General features: G+C 70.6%; 13 protein-coding genes and 2 pseudogenes. 4 read left to right on the top strand and 11 right to left on the bottom strand.

Annotation, left to right across the window (positions count from 1 at the left end; genetic code table 11):
- Position 1 precedes the first annotated feature (1 nt).
- Genes rpsC through rpsJ form a run of 8 tightly spaced genes read right to left on the bottom strand, consistent with a single transcriptional unit; the run spans position 2 to position 4,369 of the window.
- Positions 2 to 859, bottom strand: a complete 858-nt coding sequence (rpsC, locus tag KK483_RS21475; protein ID WP_262006827.1) for a 30S ribosomal protein S3 — start codon at positions 857 to 859, stop codon at positions 2 to 4.
- Positions 859 to 1,206 (bottom strand): 50S ribosomal protein L22, encoded by a 348-nt coding sequence (rplV, locus tag KK483_RS21470; RefSeq protein ID WP_009327087.1) that lies wholly within the window; start codon positions 1,204 to 1,206, stop codon positions 859 to 861. The genes rpsC and rplV overlap by 1 nt, the downstream gene beginning before the upstream one ends.
- Before the next feature lie 43 nt (positions 1,207 to 1,249).
- Complete coding sequence (gene rpsS, locus KK483_RS21465; protein ID WP_003956461.1) at positions 1,250 to 1,531, bottom strand: 30S ribosomal protein S19; 282 nt, start codon at positions 1,529 to 1,531, stop codon at positions 1,250 to 1,252.
- 12 nt (positions 1,532 to 1,543) lie between these two features.
- Positions 1,544 to 2,380, bottom strand: coding sequence for a 50S ribosomal protein L2 (gene rplB, locus KK483_RS21460; protein WP_262006826.1), 837 nt, complete (start codon positions 2,378 to 2,380; stop codon positions 1,544 to 1,546).
- A gap of 40 nt (positions 2,381 to 2,420) precedes the next feature.
- Entirely contained in the window at positions 2,421 to 2,744 is a 324-nt protein-coding gene (gene rplW, locus KK483_RS21455; RefSeq protein ID WP_262006825.1) for a 50S ribosomal protein L23, read from the bottom strand.
- Entirely contained in the window at positions 2,744 to 3,394 is a 651-nt protein-coding gene (rplD, locus tag KK483_RS21450) for a 50S ribosomal protein L4 (protein WP_262006824.1), read from the bottom strand. Before rplD ends, rplW begins: the two co-directional genes overlap by 1 nt.
- An 8-nt stretch (positions 3,395 to 3,402) precedes the next feature.
- Positions 3,403 to 4,047: a 50S ribosomal protein L3 gene (gene rplC, locus KK483_RS21445; protein WP_242329291.1), complete on the bottom strand. Its 645-nt coding sequence runs from the start codon at positions 4,045 to 4,047 to the stop codon at positions 3,403 to 3,405.
- Between the two features lie 13 nt (positions 4,048 to 4,060).
- Positions 4,061 to 4,369: a 30S ribosomal protein S10 gene (rpsJ, locus tag KK483_RS21440; RefSeq protein ID WP_003948644.1), complete on the bottom strand. Its 309-nt coding sequence runs from the start codon at positions 4,367 to 4,369 to the stop codon at positions 4,061 to 4,063.
- Between the two features lie 273 nt (positions 4,370 to 4,642).
- Between rpsJ and KK483_RS21435 the strand changes: the two genes are divergently transcribed.
- The gene (locus KK483_RS21435) at positions 4,643 to 5,338 is read left to right on the top strand and encodes an ADP-ribosylglycohydrolase family protein (protein ID WP_313879471.1); all 696 of its coding nucleotides are present in this window, start codon (positions 4,643 to 4,645) and stop codon (positions 5,336 to 5,338) included.
- A 281-nt stretch (positions 5,339 to 5,619) separates the two neighbouring features.
- Here the strand turns inward: KK483_RS21435 and KK483_RS21430 are convergent.
- Positions 5,620 to 5,796 (bottom strand): annotated as a pseudogene (locus tag KK483_RS21430) (LysR family transcriptional regulator); the annotation flags it as partial.
- On the opposite strand from KK483_RS21430, the pseudogene KK483_RS21425 reads away from it, so the two are divergent.
- From KK483_RS21425 to KK483_RS21415, 3 genes and pseudogenes are all read left to right on the top strand, one after another.
- A pseudogene (locus KK483_RS21425) lies at positions 5,796 to 6,453 on the top strand (AAA family ATPase); the annotation flags it as partial. The pseudogenes KK483_RS21430 and KK483_RS21425 overlap by 1 nt on opposite strands.
- Positions 6,454 to 9,870, top strand: coding sequence for an RNA repair domain-containing protein (locus KK483_RS21420; protein ID WP_262006822.1), 3,417 nt, complete (start codon positions 6,454 to 6,456; stop codon positions 9,868 to 9,870).
- Between the two features lie 135 nt (positions 9,871 to 10,005).
- Entirely contained in the window at positions 10,006 to 12,201 is a 2,196-nt protein-coding gene (locus KK483_RS21415) for a PIG-L family deacetylase (RefSeq protein ID WP_399016133.1), read from the top strand.
- 86 nt (positions 12,202 to 12,287) lie between these two features.
- Here KK483_RS21415 and tuf read toward each other — a convergent pair whose 3' ends face one another.
- Both tuf and fusA read right to left on the bottom strand, forming a co-directional pair.
- Entirely contained in the window at positions 12,288 to 13,481 is a 1,194-nt protein-coding gene (gene tuf / locus KK483_RS21410) for an elongation factor Tu (protein ID WP_242329288.1), read from the bottom strand.
- A gap of 153 nt (positions 13,482 to 13,634) precedes the next feature.
- Positions 13,635 to 15,761, bottom strand: a complete 2,127-nt coding sequence (gene fusA / locus KK483_RS21405) for an elongation factor G (RefSeq protein WP_262006820.1) — start codon at positions 15,759 to 15,761, stop codon at positions 13,635 to 13,637.
- Positions 15,762 to 15,775: the final 14 nt, after the last annotated feature.

Here is a 15,775-nt window from a genome sequence, read left to right as displayed (position 1 = left end):
GTCAGGCCTCCGTTCCGGTGCTCTCAGCCGGAGCGGCAGCGGCGGCGGGAGCGTCGGCCTTGGGGGCCTCGGCAGGCTGCTGCTGGCCACTCTGGGCCCCCTGCTGCTGCGGCTTGCGACCGCGACCGCCACGCTCGCCACCGCGGCCACCACGGCCGGCCGGGCGGTCAGCGCCACCACGGGCCGGGCGGTTGCCGGCGCGGGCAGCGGCGTTCTCGGCGCGGACCTCGGCGATGTTCTTGACGTCGCCCTTGTAGATCCAGACCTTCACGCCGATACGGCCGAAGGTCGTCTTGGCCTCGAAGAAGCCGTACTCGACGTTCGCGCGGAGCGTGTGCAGCGGCACACGGCCCTCGCGGTAGAACTCCGAGCGGGACATCTCGGCGCCGCCGAGACGGCCACCACACTGGATCTTGATGCCCTTGGCGCCGGCCTTCATGGCGGACTGCATGCTCTTGCGCATGGCCCGACGGAAGGAGACGCGGGAGGACAGCTGCTCGGCAACGGCCTGGGCCACGAGCTGAGCGTCGACCTCGGGGTTCTTGACCTCGAGGATGTTCAGCTGGACCTGCTTGCCCGTGAGCTTCTCGAGGTCGCCGCGGATGCGGTCGGCCTCGGCGCCACGGCGGCCGATGACGATGCCGGGACGCGCGGTGTGGATGTCCACCCGCACGCGGTCACGGGTGCGCTCGATCTCAACCTTCGAGATACCGGCGCGCTCCATGCCGGACGTCATCATCCGACGGATGGCGACGTCTTCCTTGACGTAGTCCTTGTACAGCTTGTCGGCGTACCAACGGGACTTGAAGTCCGTGGTGATACCGAGCCGGAACCCGTGCGGGTTTACCTTCTGGCCCATTACCGGGTTCCTTCCTTGCTGCTGACGACCACGGTGATGTGGCTGGTCCGCTTGCGGATCCGGTAGGCACGGCCCTGAGCACGCGGACGGAACCGCTTCAGGGTCGGGCCCTCGTCGACGTACGCCTCGCTGATGAACAGCGAAGAAGCGTCCGTGTGGTCGTAGTTGTGCGCGGCGTTGGCAATGGCGCTGTCCAGCACCTTGCCGACCGGCACGCTCGCGGCCTGCGGGGCGAAACGCAGGACCGCCTGAGCCTCCGTGGCGTCCATGCCACGGATGAGGTCCACCACGCGGCGGGCCTTCATGGGCGTGACGCGGATGTACCGCGCCTGGGCCCTGGCTTCCATGGTTGTCCCTTCGGTGTAAGTCATAGTCGTTTCCACCCCGCGATTAGCGGCGCTTCGACTTCCGGTCGTCCTTGACGTGGCCGCGGAAGGTGCGAGTCGGCGAGAACTCGCCGAGCTTGTGGCCGACCATGGACTCGGTGACGAACACCGGGACATGGGTCTTGCCGTTGTGCACCGCGATCGTGTGGCCCAGCATGGCCGGGACGATCATCGAGCGACGGGACCAGGTCTTGATGACGTTCTTGGTGCCTGCTTCGTTCTGGACGTCCACCTTCTTGATGAGGTGGTCGTCGACGAAGGGCCCCTTCTTGAGACTGCGCGGCATCTAAACCCGCTCCTAGCGCTTCTTGTTCGTCTTGCGGCGGCGGACGATGTACTTGTTGCTCGCCTTCTTGGGAGAACGAGTACGACCCTCCTTCTGACCCCACGGGGAGACCGGGTGGCGACCACCGGAGGTCTTGCCCTCACCACCACCGTGCGGGTGGTCGACCGGGTTCATGGCGACACCGCGGACGGTCGGGCGGACGCCCTTCCAGCGCATGCGGCCGGCCTTGCCCCAGTTGATGTTCGACTGCTCGGCGTTGCCGACCTCGCCGATGGTGGCGCGGCAGCGGACGTCGACCAGGCGGATCTCGCCCGACGGCATACGAAGGTGGGCCATGGAGCCCTCCTTCGCCAGCAGCTGCACGGAGGCACCCGCGGAGCGGGCGAACTTCGCGCCGCCGCCGGGCCGCAGCTCGATGGCGTGCAGGGTCGTACCGACCGGGATGTTGCGCAGCGCCAGGTTGTTGCCGGGCTTGATGTCGGCCGCGGGGCCGTTCTCAATCCGGTCACCCTGCTGCAGGCCGCGGGGGGCCAGGATGTAGCGCTTCTCGCCGTCCGCGTAGTGCAGGAGCGCGATGCGCGCGGTGCGGTTGGGGTCGTACTCGATGTGCGCGACCTTGGCCGGCACGCCGTCCTTGTCGTGACGACGGAAGTCGATCACTCGGTAGGCGCGCTTGTGGCCACCGCCCTGGTGGCGAACGGTCACACGACCGGCGTTGTTACGGCCGCCCTTGCTGTGCAGAGGGCGGACCAGCGACTTCTCCGGCGTGGACCGCGTGATCTCGACGAAGTCGGCGACGCTGGAGCCACGACGGCCCGGAGTCGTCGGCTTGTACTTGCGGATACCCATTTCTCAGTCCTCGTCCGATATCGGACGATCCGGACCGCCCTTAGGCGGTCGGACCGCCGAAGATGTCGATTCGGCTGCCCTCGGCAAGGGTCACGATGGCGCGCTTGGTGTTGGCACGCTTGCCGAAACCGGTGCGGGTGCGCTTGCGCTTGCCCTGACGGTTGATCGTGTTGACCCCGGTGACCTTGACCTGGAAGACCGCCTCGACGGCCTGCTTGATCTGGGTCTTGTTGGCGCGCGGGTCGACAACGAACGTGTACTTGTTCTCGTCCAGCAGCGCGTAGCTCTTCTCGGAGACGACCGGCTTGATCAGCAGGTCGCGCGGGTCCGAGAAGGTCTTGCTGGTGACGGCGGCCTCAGTCATCAGGCCTCGCTCCCTTCGGTCTCAACGGCCTTGGGGCCAGACACGAAGGACTCGAAGGCGGCCTGGGTGAAGACCACGTCGTCGGAGACGAGCACGTCGTACGTGTTCAGCTGGCCCGGCTCCAGGATGTGCACCTGGGGCAGGTTGCGGGCGGAGAGCCACGCGGCCTCGTCGCTGCGGTCGACGACCAGGAGCAGGTTCTTGCGCTCCGAGATCTTGCCGAACAGCGTCTTGGCGGCCTTGGTGGAGATCTCGCCCTCGACCACGCCGGAGACGACGTGGATACGGGAGTGACGGGCCCGGTCGGTGAGGGCACCGCGCAGGGCGGCGGCCTTCATCTTCTTCGGGGTCCGCTGCGAGTAGTCACGCGGCACGGGGCCGTGGACGACGCCACCGCCGGCGAACTGCGGCGCACGGGTCGAACCCTGACGGGCGCGGCCGGTGCCCTTCTGGCGGTAAGGCTTCTTGCCACCACCACGGACTTCGCCGCGGGTCTTGGTCTTGTGCGTGCCCTGGCGGGCAGCGGCCAGCTGCGCGACGACGACCTGGTGGATCAGCGGAACGCTGACCTTGGCGTCGAAGATCTCCGCGGGGAGCTCGACGCTACCGGCCTTGTCGCCAGCGGGCGAAAGGATGTCAATGGTGCTCATCGGTTACCTCAGGCCCCCTTGGCCGCGGTACGGACCAGGACGAGGCCGCCGTTCGGACCGGGAACCGCGCCCTTGATGAGCAGCAGACCCTTCTCCGCGTCAACGGCGTGGACGGTCAGGTTCTGGGTGGTGACCCGCTCGTTGCCCATACGGCCCGCCATGCGGAGGCCCTTGAACACACGGCCCGGGGTGGCACAGCCACCGATGGAACCGGGCGAGCGGTGCTTGCGCTGGGTGCCGTGACCGGCGCCGAGGCCCTTGAAGTTGTGACGCTTCATGACACCGGCGAAGCCCTTGCCCTTGCTCTTGCCCGTGACGTCGACCTTGACGCCGGACTCGAACACCTCGGCAGTGATCTCCTGGCCGAGCGTGTACTCGCTGGCGTCGGAGGTACGGAGCTCCACCAGGTGGCGGCGCGGGGTCACGTCGGCCTTGGCGAAGTGGCCCTTGAGGGGCTTGTTCACCTTGCGCGGGTCGATCTCGCCGAAGGCGATCTGGACCGACTCGTAGCCGTCGGTGTCGTTCGTACGGACCTGGGTGACGACGTTGGGGCCGGCCTTGACGACGGTGACCGGGACGACACGGTTGTTCTCGTCCCAGACCTGAGTCATGCCGAGCTTCTCGCCCAGGATGCCCTTGATCTGCTTAGCCATCTCGCGCGTCACCTCAGAGCTTGATCTCGATGTCGACGCCCGCCGGCAGGTCGAGACGCATCAGCGAGTCAACCGTCTTCGGCGTGGGGTCGAGGATGTCGATGAGGCGCTTGTGCGTGCGCATCTCGAAGTGCTCGCGCGAGTCCTTGTACTTGTGCGGCGACTTGATGACGCAGTACACGTTCTTCTCAGTGGGCAGCGGCACCGGGCCCGCGACCGACGCACCAGTGCGGGTCACCGTCTCGACGATCTTCTTCGCCGAGGAGTCGATGACCTCGTGGTCGTAGGCCTTGAGCCGGATGCGGATCTTCTGTCCCGCCATGGCTACTTCGTAGTCCTGTCTGTCTCGTAACGCTCTGGAACCCGGTGTTAACAGCCTTCTCTCCGACCCACGCGGTCGGGCGTGTCGCACTCCCGCTACGCAGATATCCAGTGACGGATTCCCTGCTGGAGGGGATTGCGATCCGCAGAAGAGACCGCTGGACGGGGGAGAAAACCCACCGGGTGCCTGGCCGGGGCCCCGCTGACACTTCCCGGAAGATTCCCGTACGTCCGCCCCAGCGCTGCCCTGGGGGCAGTTGGGGCGACGAGTACTGTGGGACTCGCTTCCGGTCCTCCCGGCGGGAGGCGCGCAGCATCGGCACTCAACCGAGCAACCCGGATAGTCTGCCACACAGGCCGCTGGGGACGCCAATCGGGCCGAAGAGATTACCCCGGCGGGGTTGCGTGTCAAACCGCGGCGCGCGGAACCTCCGGCGACCGCGGTCCGGGGTCCGGGGTCCGGCTCGGGGGTCGAGGGGGTGGGCACGCTCGGCCGCCCTCGACGACGGGCGTGGGGGCTGTTCGGCGGCGACCGGATCATGCTGCGGGTGCCGAGGGCTCCGATCGACCATGCGGGGCAAATCCGGACCCTCGGGATACGGCTGGTGCGGACGCTGTACCGCTGTGCCAACGTGACCCGGTGAACGAGTGCCTGCGGGCCGCCCTCGACAAGGTGACCGACGCCCTGCGCGAGCCGGACATCGGCCAGGACCCCTGCGAGGTCGTCGGTGCCGGCTGGATCGCCGAGGAGGCCCTCGCCACCGCCCTGTACTGCTTCCTGGTGGTCAGGGGCGACGCCCGAGCAGCGATCGCACGGGGAGCCCACTCCTCCGGAGACTCCGACTCGATCGCAGCCCTCGCCGGCGCCTTCGCCGGGGCGAAGAACGGCCCGAAGTACTGGCTGCCCGAGTGGATCGAGGTACTGGAGTACCGGGACCGTCTCAGCGCCCTGGCCCGAGCCTGGGACTGAGTTCGGACGTGACACGCACAGAGGCGGACCCCGTCCGGCTCCTTCCACCCGGCCTCCAGCTCCCCGGCCGGCGGAGCGGGAAGCATCTCCCCCATGGAAGGCCGCGGCCCGTGTCCGGAACCAGCCGCGCAGGATCGACGCCCGCGGCTGGCGTCGCCGCACACTCCGCGCTCGGACCCGCTGAGCCGCCGAGGGCGGGCGGCGTCATTGGGCAGGGAGGTCCTGCGACCCCCGCACGCTCGTCGCCGCCGGCGAGGTCGTCCGTCCCGGTGCGCGGAGCGCTACGCGTCACGGCTCCGGATCGACACCGCCGCCCGCCGCAGTTCCGCGAGGACCGTTCGGACGACCGTCCGGGCCGTCCGCTCAGGGCGGTGGAGGACGTCGATGTGGCGGCGGGCGTGGACTCCCGCGAGCGGTCTGAGGACCAGCGCGGGGTGCGGGCGGGTCGTCCACCGGGGTGGAGTGGTCGGCGCTGCACACCGAGGAGGCGCGGCCCCTGCACGGACTGCGCGCGGCCTTCGCCGGTCTGCCCGCGGATGCGGCCGTCCGCTGCCGGGCCGAGGCGCGGGGAGCGTACGCGCAGGGGCGCATCCGGACCGTCGACGAGGCGGTCGCGGCGACCTGGCGGTGGCGGTCGGGGGGAGTTCCCGAAGCTGATCCACATGGTGGGGCCCACGGGCAGCGGCAAGAGGCGCCTTCGCGCGGAGCCTGCCCGGCGTCGACGCGTACATGTCGCTCGACGAGCTGCGCGAGGGTCGCGGGTCGCAGGCCGCAGGCCGACCAGCGCGCGGGCGGTGCAGTCCTGTGCGCAGGACTGCACCGGCTCGACACCGCGCCGGCGGAAGGTGGCACCGTGGTGTGGGACGCCACGTCCCTCAACCCGCACCAGCGTTCCCTGGTGCACGCGGTCGCCCGGCGCCGCGACGCGCTCGTCACGCACGCCGTCGTCCTCGTCGGGCGAGGACGAGCCGGCCCGGCGCAACGCCGGCCGGACGCACCCGGTGCCGCCCGAGGTGCCCGCCTCGCAGCTGCACCGGTTCGTCCCGCCGTACCCGGGCCAGGCCCACCGCGCCTGGTACGTCGGAGCGGACGGGACCGTCGAGGAGGAGGCGTAGGTGCGTACGAGCGAGGAGATCTACCACCGGGTGCGCTGGGACGCGCGCTTCGACCCGGCCCGCTTCGTGATCGGGATCAGCCAGCGCGGCGCCCCGCCCGAGCGGCTGCCGCTCGACGACTTCGACCCGGGCGGCGAGATCCCCTGGCACCGGGTGCTGTTCTTCGAGGCCGACGGTGAAGTGGTCTGGGACCGCTCGACGGGCGTGGACCGGATCGATGCGACCGACGCGGGGCGGGTACGGGACCCGCGCCGGCTGCGGGCGCCCTTCTTCACGCCGCGCACGCCGTCCGTCTGGGACCGTTCCGGCGGCTGGGCGCCCGCGCGGGCGCCGCGGGGCGTGCCCGCCACGGCAGGACTGCGCGTCCTGACCTGGAACACGTTCTGGGACCGCTACAACAGCGACCGCATCGACACCACGAGGCGCCGCCCGCTCCTCCTCGACGCCCTCCGGGAGGCCGACGCGGACGTCATCGCGCTCCAGGAGGTGGAGTCCCGGCTGCTCTCGGTGCTGCTGGACGCGCAGTGGGTACGTGAGGCGTACACGCTGGGCACCGAGCCGTCCGGCATGGACGTCGACGACTGCGGCGTGCTGCTGCTCAGCCGGCTGCCGGTGCGGGAGGCGGGGATGCACGTCCTCGGCCCGCACAAGGCGGTGACGGCTGTGGTCGTGGAAACCGCGGAGGGCCCGGTGACCGTGGCCGCCACCCATCTCAGCAGCGACCACTCCGAGAACGGAGTGGCGCGGCGGGAGGCCGAACTCGGCGCGCTCGCCGAGGGGTTGGCGGGAGTCGAGGGGAATCTGCTGCTGCTGGGCGACTTCAACGACGGTACGGACGTGCCGGAGACGACGCTCGGGATGCGCGACGCGTGGAGCGAGACGCACGGGCTCGACGACCGGACCCCGACCTTCGACCCGGGCGTCAACCCGCTGGCGGCGGTGGCGTCCCAGACGGGGCGGGCGTCCCGGCTGGACCGGGTACTGCTGCGCGCGGAGGGGCTGCGGGTGGACGGTGCGGCGCTGACGGGTGACGCGCCGGGCCCGGAGGGGCTGTACGTGTCCGACCACTACGGCGTGGTGGCGGAGCTGAGCCTCGACGCGCACGACGGCCACGCACCCGTGAACGCCCTCGCACCCGTGAATGCCCACGCGCCCCTGGACTCCCAGGCACCCCTGGACGCACACGCACCTCTGGACTCCCACGCACCCCTGGATGCACCGGCGGACGTACGCGCGAACGTGCTCGCCGTGCGGCCGACGCCCCGTACGGCCGTGGCGTGGCTCCCTCCGCGGGAGCTGTGGCCGCCTATCCAGCACATCCGCCAGGAGCACGACCGCCAGATCCGCCGCTGGCCGCCGCACGTCAACGTCCTCTTCGGCTTCGTACCGGAGTCCGACTTCGAGCGGGCGGCCCCGCTGCTCGCGGCGGCCGCGGCGAAGGTCGCCCCGTTCACCGCCCGGCTCGAAGGCGTCAACTGGTTCGGGCACCGGGACGACGCCACCGTGTGGCTCGACCCCGCGGCGGGCGGCGAGGAGCCGTGGGCCCGGCTGTACGAGGCGCTGGTGGAGCGCTTCCCGCTGTGCGCGGGGCGGCGCGGGAAGGCCGCGGAAGGCTTCATCCCGCATCTGTCCCTGGGACGGACCCACGATCCGAACCCGCTGGCCGCACGGTGCGAGGCCCTGCTCGGCGGCGCGACGGCCCGGATCGGGGAGCTCGCCTTGCTGTCCCGGCGGGGCGACGAGCCGATGCGGGTGCGCGCGACGGTCGCGATGGGGACGGGCGAGGTGCGATGGGCGCCGGAGGAGGGCGCCGCCGGACCGCCCTCCGTCACCGGACCGCCCTCCGAGGAGGACGCGCCCCGCACGGCGCACGCCCGGCGCACCGCGCAGCGCGTGTCGGACGCGCTGGCCGACGGCGTCGTGTACGTCGTCGGCTCACGGCGCATGGGCTGCCAGCTGCCCGGCGCCGACCTGAACCTGGTCGCGGCACTGCCGGGCGGCGCCGCGCCGGAGGACGTACGGGCGCGGGTCGCGGCGGCGCTGCCGGAGGCCACGGACGTCCGGGAGGTCGTGGGCGCCAGGGTGCCGGGGCTACGGCTGCGTGTCGGCCGACTCGACGTGGACCTGGTCGTGGCCGCCACGGGCGCCGTCCCCCCGCCCGACGCGGTCGCCCGCCGCGCCGAGCTGGGCGATGCGGCCTCGGTGGCGTTGAGCGCGGTGAGCGACGCGGACGCCGTGCTGGCCGTCGCGGGCCCGCACGTGGAAGCGTTCACCCTCCTCGCCCGGCGGATCAAGTCCTGGGCCGGGGCCCGCGGCCTGGACTCACCCCCCCTTCGGCGGTCTCCCTGGCCTGGCCTGGTCCCTCCTGGCGGCCCGGACGGCCCGCACGGTCTGCGAGGCCGGGGACGGGGCCCAGGGCCCGGCCGAGACGGCCGAGACGGCCGACGCCGCGCTGCTGCGGCGCTTCTTCGCGACCTGGGCCGCGTGGGACTGGCGGCAACCGGTCATGACGCCGAGCGAGCCCGTCAGGTCCTGCTCGGATCAGCTCGGCACAAGCGGGCAGGAGCTGGTGGCCCAGGAGCTCTACCGGGCCTGGGAGTTGCTGGAGGCGGCGGGCTCCGCGGTGCCCTGGGGAGAGCTGCTCGCACCGCCGCCGCTGCATCGCCGGCACACGGCCTGGGCGGTGCTGACCGTGCCCGCCGGGCCGGCCGCGGGTCGGGTGCGCGGGCGCGTACGGGCCCTGCTCACCGCACTGGAGGCGGCCGGTGTGGAAGGCGCCCACGCCTGGCCCCGGCCCTTCGCGTCCGGCCCGGAGGGCGCCCGGTACGCCATCGGGCTCGGCCGGACCCCGCCGGACCGGGCACGGCTCGCGGAGATCGCCGAGCGGTGGCTGAGGGACCTGCCGGGGACCACGCTCACCTGGGCGGAGGGCGGCGACGTCCCGGCACTGGCCGGTTGACGGATGCCTGCATGCATCCGGCCGCGGATCCGCACCGCGTCGTCGCCCTCACCCTGACCCTCGTCGTCGTCCTCGCCCTCGCCCTCACCCTCGCCCTCGCCCTCGTCGTCGCCCTCGTCGTCGCCCTCGACGTCGCCCTCGACGGGGTCCATCCCTTCGAACCGGGCATCCTCGTCAGGACTTTCGACGCTGCGGCAACGTCGGCGACGTCGGCGACGAGACGCTGTACGGGGTGCTCACATGCGCAGCTTGACCGCCACCCGGCAACCACGCAGGGGAACGAGGCGGCTCGCTTCCCGCAGCGGTTCCCCGTGACTCAGGCACCTGCTCCGCCCGAACCACGGCGCGACATCGCCCACCGCATGGCCCGCCTCCGCGTCCTCCTGGCGGAAGGGCGGGTCGGCGCAGGTGAGGCGCAGAGCACGGCAACCCCGCGCTCCGCAGGCGCGTCTAGCTGAGCGCGGAGGCGGGCTCCGACCAAGCCCTGCCCTCCGCGACCTGGGGACAGACAGTACGCAGACGGGGGCCCATGCCCGCCCGCTGCGGGGGAAGCGGACGGAGCACGGCACGTGAACGAGAGCGCTGCGCGCAGCATGCCTGCGGCACATTCCACAGGCAGACCCGACGGGTTGGCCGAGCGACCCCGGCCTCGCCGGCGCTCCGTCCTCGCCGCCCTCACCGCCCTCGCCGGAACCGCTGCCGCGAGCGCACTCACCGCCTGCTCCGTGCCCGCGCCCCGGCGCCCCACCCCCACCGCGGATCCCGCGCCCGGCATGCCGATCGCCCGCTCACGCCGCGCCCAGCTGATGCAGATCCTGGCGCACCCGGACGACGACCTGTACTTCATGAACCCGGACACCCAGCGGCTGGTGGACTCCGGGGTCCCCCTCCTCTGCGTGTACGTCACCGCCGGGGAGCACGACGGCAGGAACCACATACCCGGCGGCCGGGACGTCCCGGCCGACCGCCCCGCCTACTCCTCCGCCCGCCACCAGGGCCTGCGCCAGGCATACGCCTCCATGCTCGGCCTCGACCGGTTCACCGAGTGGCAGAAGGGCGTGGCCTCGCTCCGCGGCGACCACCGGGCCGAGGTCGACACGCTCGCCAACGGCGACCGCCGGATCGAACTGCTCTTCCTCAACCTCCCCATGCACACGCCCCGCCGCTGGGATGCGCTGCCCAGCCTCTGGCGCGACCGGGCGCTGGGCCTGCACACCGTCGTCTCCGCCGACTCACCGCTGCACAGAACCGTGTCGTACGACTACGACCAGCTCGTCGACGTGCTCGTCGGGCTCATGGATCAGTACCGGCCGACCGTCGTCCAGACCCTGGATCCCGACCCGGACATCCAGCACAGCGACGAGGCGACCCGTAAGAAGGACAGCGAGCAGCGCGGCTACGCGGACCACGCCGACCACACCGCGGTGGCGTGCTTCAGCTGGGCGGCGATGCTGCGCTGGGTGGCCGAGTCGGCGAAGGACGGTGGACAGCTCCCGGCGTTCGTCGCCACCGCCTTCCGCGGCTACTACAACCGGCACTGGCCCAAGAACCTGCCCGCCGCCACGCTCGCCGAGAAGGCCGCCCATCTCGTCCCGTACGGAGGCGACCCGGACTGGCCGTGCGGCAACCCGTCCGGCTGCGGCGACTACAACGTGGGCGGCACACGCCCGTTGACGAACAAGAAGGGCTGGGTCCGCTCGACCCACCACCGCTATCCGGGTGCCCGGCCCCTCGTGACCGACGAGGCGGACGGGCGGCTCACCGCCTACGGGGTGCTGGGGCTCCGGGCCGTGCGCTGGCGCGAGACCGCGCCCGGCAGCGGCCAATGGGGCGACCCCGACGACCTCGGCGGCGGGCCGCTCGCGCCCGCGCTGGGCTCGGCGGCGCTCGCGGACGGGCGGCAGCTGCTCTTCGGGCTGCGGTTCGCCGCGTTCGGCGGGCACGGCGGGGCGAACCGGCGCGAGATCGTCGTACTCGAACAGCGTGCCGCGGGCGGGGACTTCCTCGCCTGGCGGGGCCTCGGCAATCCGGAGCGGGACGACGACCGGGGCCGCCGGATCGGCGTTCCGGTCGCGGTGGCCGCCCCCGACGGGCGGGTCCACCTCTTCGTACGCAACGCGGACAAGGGCCTCAGCGCACGCGTGCGGGGCAGTGACGGGCGCTGGGACCGGTGGCGCGATCTCGGCGGCGGCGAGACCGAAGGGTGGGCCGGCGGCGAGACCGACGGGTGGACCGACGGAAGGGCCGACGGAAGGGCTCGCGGGACCGAAGGGACAAACGCGGCCGGCGGGATCCAGGACGGTCTCTCGGCGGTCGTGGACGCTGCCGGGCTGGTCCACGTCCACGCCGCGGGCCGCGACTCCGTGCACCACTGGACCCAGGACGCGCCGGGTCAGGAGCTCACCCTCCGCCCGACGGGGACGCCTGCGGCAGCCGGCGAGTCGCTCACCGCGGTGCCCGCACCCGGCGGTGGCGTGGAGCTCCACTACCGCCGGCCGGCCGAGTCGGCGGTGACGTCGGTGCGGGCCGACGGCCGGGTGCTGCGCGCGGGCTTCGACGGTTACGGCGCGCTCGCCGCGGCCCCCTCCCCCACCGGTCCGGTACTGCTCGGCCGGGATCTCCGCGGCCGGATCCGACTCCGCGAAGGGCCCCGGATCCTGACCCGCACTCAGGGCGTCGAGCCGCTGGACTCCCCCGCGCTCCACCTGGGCGCCTCCGGTGCCACGGCCGTCGGCATGGGCGCGGACGCCCACCCGTGGGTCTGGACCCCGGCCCGGGTCCGCACCTGACACGCGGACATGCCGAAGGGCCCCGCACCCAGAGGCGCGGGGCCCTTCTTGCAGCTCGGTGAGCTGCCAGGTCAAACCACCGGGACTTACTTGGTGATCTTGACGACCTGGCCGGCGCCGACGGTCCGGCCACCCTCACGGATGGCGAACTTCAGGCCCTCTTCCATGGCGACGGGCTGGATCAGCGAGACGGTCATCTGGGTGTTGTCACCCGGCATGACCATCTCGGTGCCCTCGGGGAGGGTCACAACACCGGTCACGTCAGTCGTACGGAAGTAGAACTGCGGACGGTAGTTGTTGAAGAACGGCGTGTGGCGGCCACCCTCGTCCTTGGACAGGATGTAGGCCTGGGCCTCGAACTCGGTGTGCGGCGTGACCGAACCGGGCTTGATGATGACCTGGCCGCGCTCGACGTCCTCGCGCTTGATGCCACGGAGGAGCAGACCGACGTTCTCACCGGCCTGGCCCTCGTCGAGCAGCTTGCGGAACATCTCGATGCCGGTGACCGTGGTGGTGGTCTTCTCGGTCTTGATGCCGATGATGTCGACGGTCTCGTTGACCTTGAGGACACCACGCTCGATACGACCGGTGACGACGGTGCCACGACCGGTGATCGTGAAGACGTCCTCGATCGGCATCAGGAACGGCTTGTCGACGTCACGCTCGGGCTGCGGGATCGCCTCGTCGACGGCGGCCATCAGGTTCAGGACCGACTGGCCCCACTCCTTGTCGCCCTCGAGCGCCTTGAGCGCCGAGACCTTGACGACGGGAACGTCGTCGCCCGGGAACTCGTACTCGGTGAGGAGCTCACGGACCTCGAGCTCGACGAGCTCCAGGATCTCCTCGTCGTCCACCATGTCGGCCTTGTTCAGGGCGACGACGATGTACGGAACGCCGACCTGGCGGGCCAGGAGCACGTGCTCCTTGGTCTGCGGCATCGGGCCGTCGGTGGCGGCGACCACGAGGATGGCGCCGTCCATCTGGGCGGCACCGGTGATCATGTTCTTGATGTAGTCCGCGTGACCGGGGCAGTCGACGTGCGCGTAGTGACGCGACTCGGTCTGGTACTCGACGTGCGCGATGGAGATGGTGATACCGCGCTGGCGCTCCTCAGGAGCCTTGTCGATCTGGTCGAAGGCCGAGGCCTCGTTCAGGTCCGGGTACGCGTCATGCAGCACCTTGGTAATGGCGGCCGTGAGGGTCGTCTTACCGTGGTCGATGTGACCGATGGTGCCGATGTTGACGTGCGGCTTAGTCCGCTCGAACTTCGCCTTCGCCACTGGGGTCCTCCTGTGGAGTGGTTCTGTACGCCTTACTCATCGGCGCCAGGGTGATCTTTGCTGGTGGTGCCGGCCGTCGGGGCGAACCTCACGGGTTCGCGGGGAACGCCCCGACGGTCACGGCGTCAAGCCTAAAGCGTGTACTCGGGTGAGTTACTCGCCCTTGGCCTTCGCGATGATCTCCTCGGCGACGTTCCGCGGAACCTCGGCGTAGGAGTCGAACTGCATCGAGTAGCTTGCGCGACCCGAGGTCTTGCTGCGGAGGTCGCCGACGTAGCCGAACATCTCCGACAGCGGCACCAGGCCCTTGACGACACGGGCACCGGCACGCTCCTCCATGGCCTGGATCTGGCCACGGCGGGAGTTGATGTCACCGATGACATCGCCCATGTAGTCCTCGGGCGTGGTGACCTCAACGGCCATCATCGGCTCGAGGAGAACCGGGGACGCCTTGCGCGCGGCCTCCTTGAAGGCCTGCGAACCGGCGATCTTGAACGCGAGCTCGGAGGAGTCGACCTCGTGGTAGCCACCGTCGAGAAGAATGACGCGAACGCCCGTCATCTCGTAGCCGGCGAGGATGCCGAACGACATCGCCTCCTGGCAGCCGGCGTCCACGGAAGGAATGTATTCCTTCGGGATGCGGCCACCGGTGACCTTGTTCACGAACTCGTAGGCCGAGTCGCCGCCCTCGATGGGCTCGATCGCGATCTGCACCTTGGCGAACTGACCGGTACCACCGGTCTGCTTCTTGTGGGTGTAGTCGTGACGCTCGACGGCCTTGCGGATCGTCTCGCGGTACGCGACCTGCGGCTTGCCGACGTTGGCCTCGACCTTGAACTCACGCTTCATACGGTCGACGAGCACCTCGAGGTGAAGCTCGCCCATACCGCCGATGACGGTCTGGCCGGTCTCCTCGTTGGTGTGCACCTGGAAGGAGGGGTCCTCCTCCGCGAGACGCTGGATGGCGACACCCAGCTTCTCCTGGTCACCCTTGGACTTGGGCTCGATCGCGACCTCGATGACCGGCGCCGGGAAGTCCATGGACTCCAGGATCACCGGGTTCTTCTCGTCCGCGAGCGTCTCACCGGTGGTGGTCTGCTTCAGGCCCATGACGGCGACGATGTCACCGGCGCCCACCGACTCGATCTCCTCACGCTTGTTCGCGTGCATGCGGTAGATCTTGCCGATGCGCTCCTTGCGGCCCTTCACGGAGTTCAGCACGGCGGTGCCGGACTCCAGACGGCCGGAGTAGATGCGCACGAAGGTGAGCTTGCCGAGGTGCGGGTCGCTCATGATCTTGAACGCCAGCGCCGACAGCGGCTCGTCGTCGGACGGCTTGCGCTTGACGACCTGCTCCGGGTCCTTGACGTCGTGGCCCTCGATGGCCTCGATGTCGACGGGGGAGGGGAGGTAGCGCACGACCGCGTCGAGCAGGGGCTGAACGCCCTTGTTCTTGAACGCGGTGCCACAGAACACCGGGGTGACCGTGGTGCCCTTGCCCTTGCCGGAGGCGATGGTGATACGGCGGATCGCGGCGTACAGCTGCTCCTCGGTGGGCTCCTGGCCCTCCAGGTACAGCTCCATGATCTCTTCGTCGTTCTCGGCCACGGCCTCGACGAGCTTGCCGCGGTACTCCTCGGCAGCCTCGGTGTGCGTGTCCGGGATGTCGACGATGTCGTACATCTCGCCCTTGGCGGCCTCGGCGGACCAGACCAGGGCCTTCATGCGGACCAGGTCGACGACGCCCTTGAAGTCCGCCTCGGCACCGATCGGGAGCTGCATGACGATCGGCTGCGCGCCGAGGCGGTCGCTGATCATGTCCACGCAGCGGTGGAACTCGGCACCCGTACGGTCCAGCTTGTTGACGAAGCAGATCCGCGGAACGCCGTAGCGGTCGGCCTGACGCCACACGGTCTCGGACTGCGGCTCGACGCCAGCGACGCCGTCGAACACCGTCACGGCACCGTCGAGCACGCGCAGGGAGCGCTCCACCTCGACGGTGAAGTCGACGTGACCCGGGGTGTCGATGATGTTGATGGTGTGGTCGACGTCCTCGAGCGGCCAGTGACAGGTCGTCGCGGCGGACGTGATCGTGATGCCGCGCTCCTGCTCCTGCTCCATCCAGTCCATCGTGGCAGCGCCGTCGTGGACCTCACCGATCTTGTACGAAACACCGGTGTAGAACAGGATGCGCTCAGTGGTGGTCGTCTTGCCCGCGTCGATGTGGGCCATGATCCCGATATTGCGGACCTTGGCCAGGTCAAGCGAAGTGGTAGCCATAAGGCTTTCGTCTT

Source organism: Streptomyces sp. FIT100 (genome assembly GCF_024584805.1).
In the GTDB taxonomy this organism is placed as follows: domain Bacteria; phylum Actinomycetota; class Actinomycetes; order Streptomycetales; family Streptomycetaceae; genus Streptomyces.
Note: the sequence above shows the minus strand (reverse complement) of the source record. Positions and strands in the feature narration are given on the sequence as shown.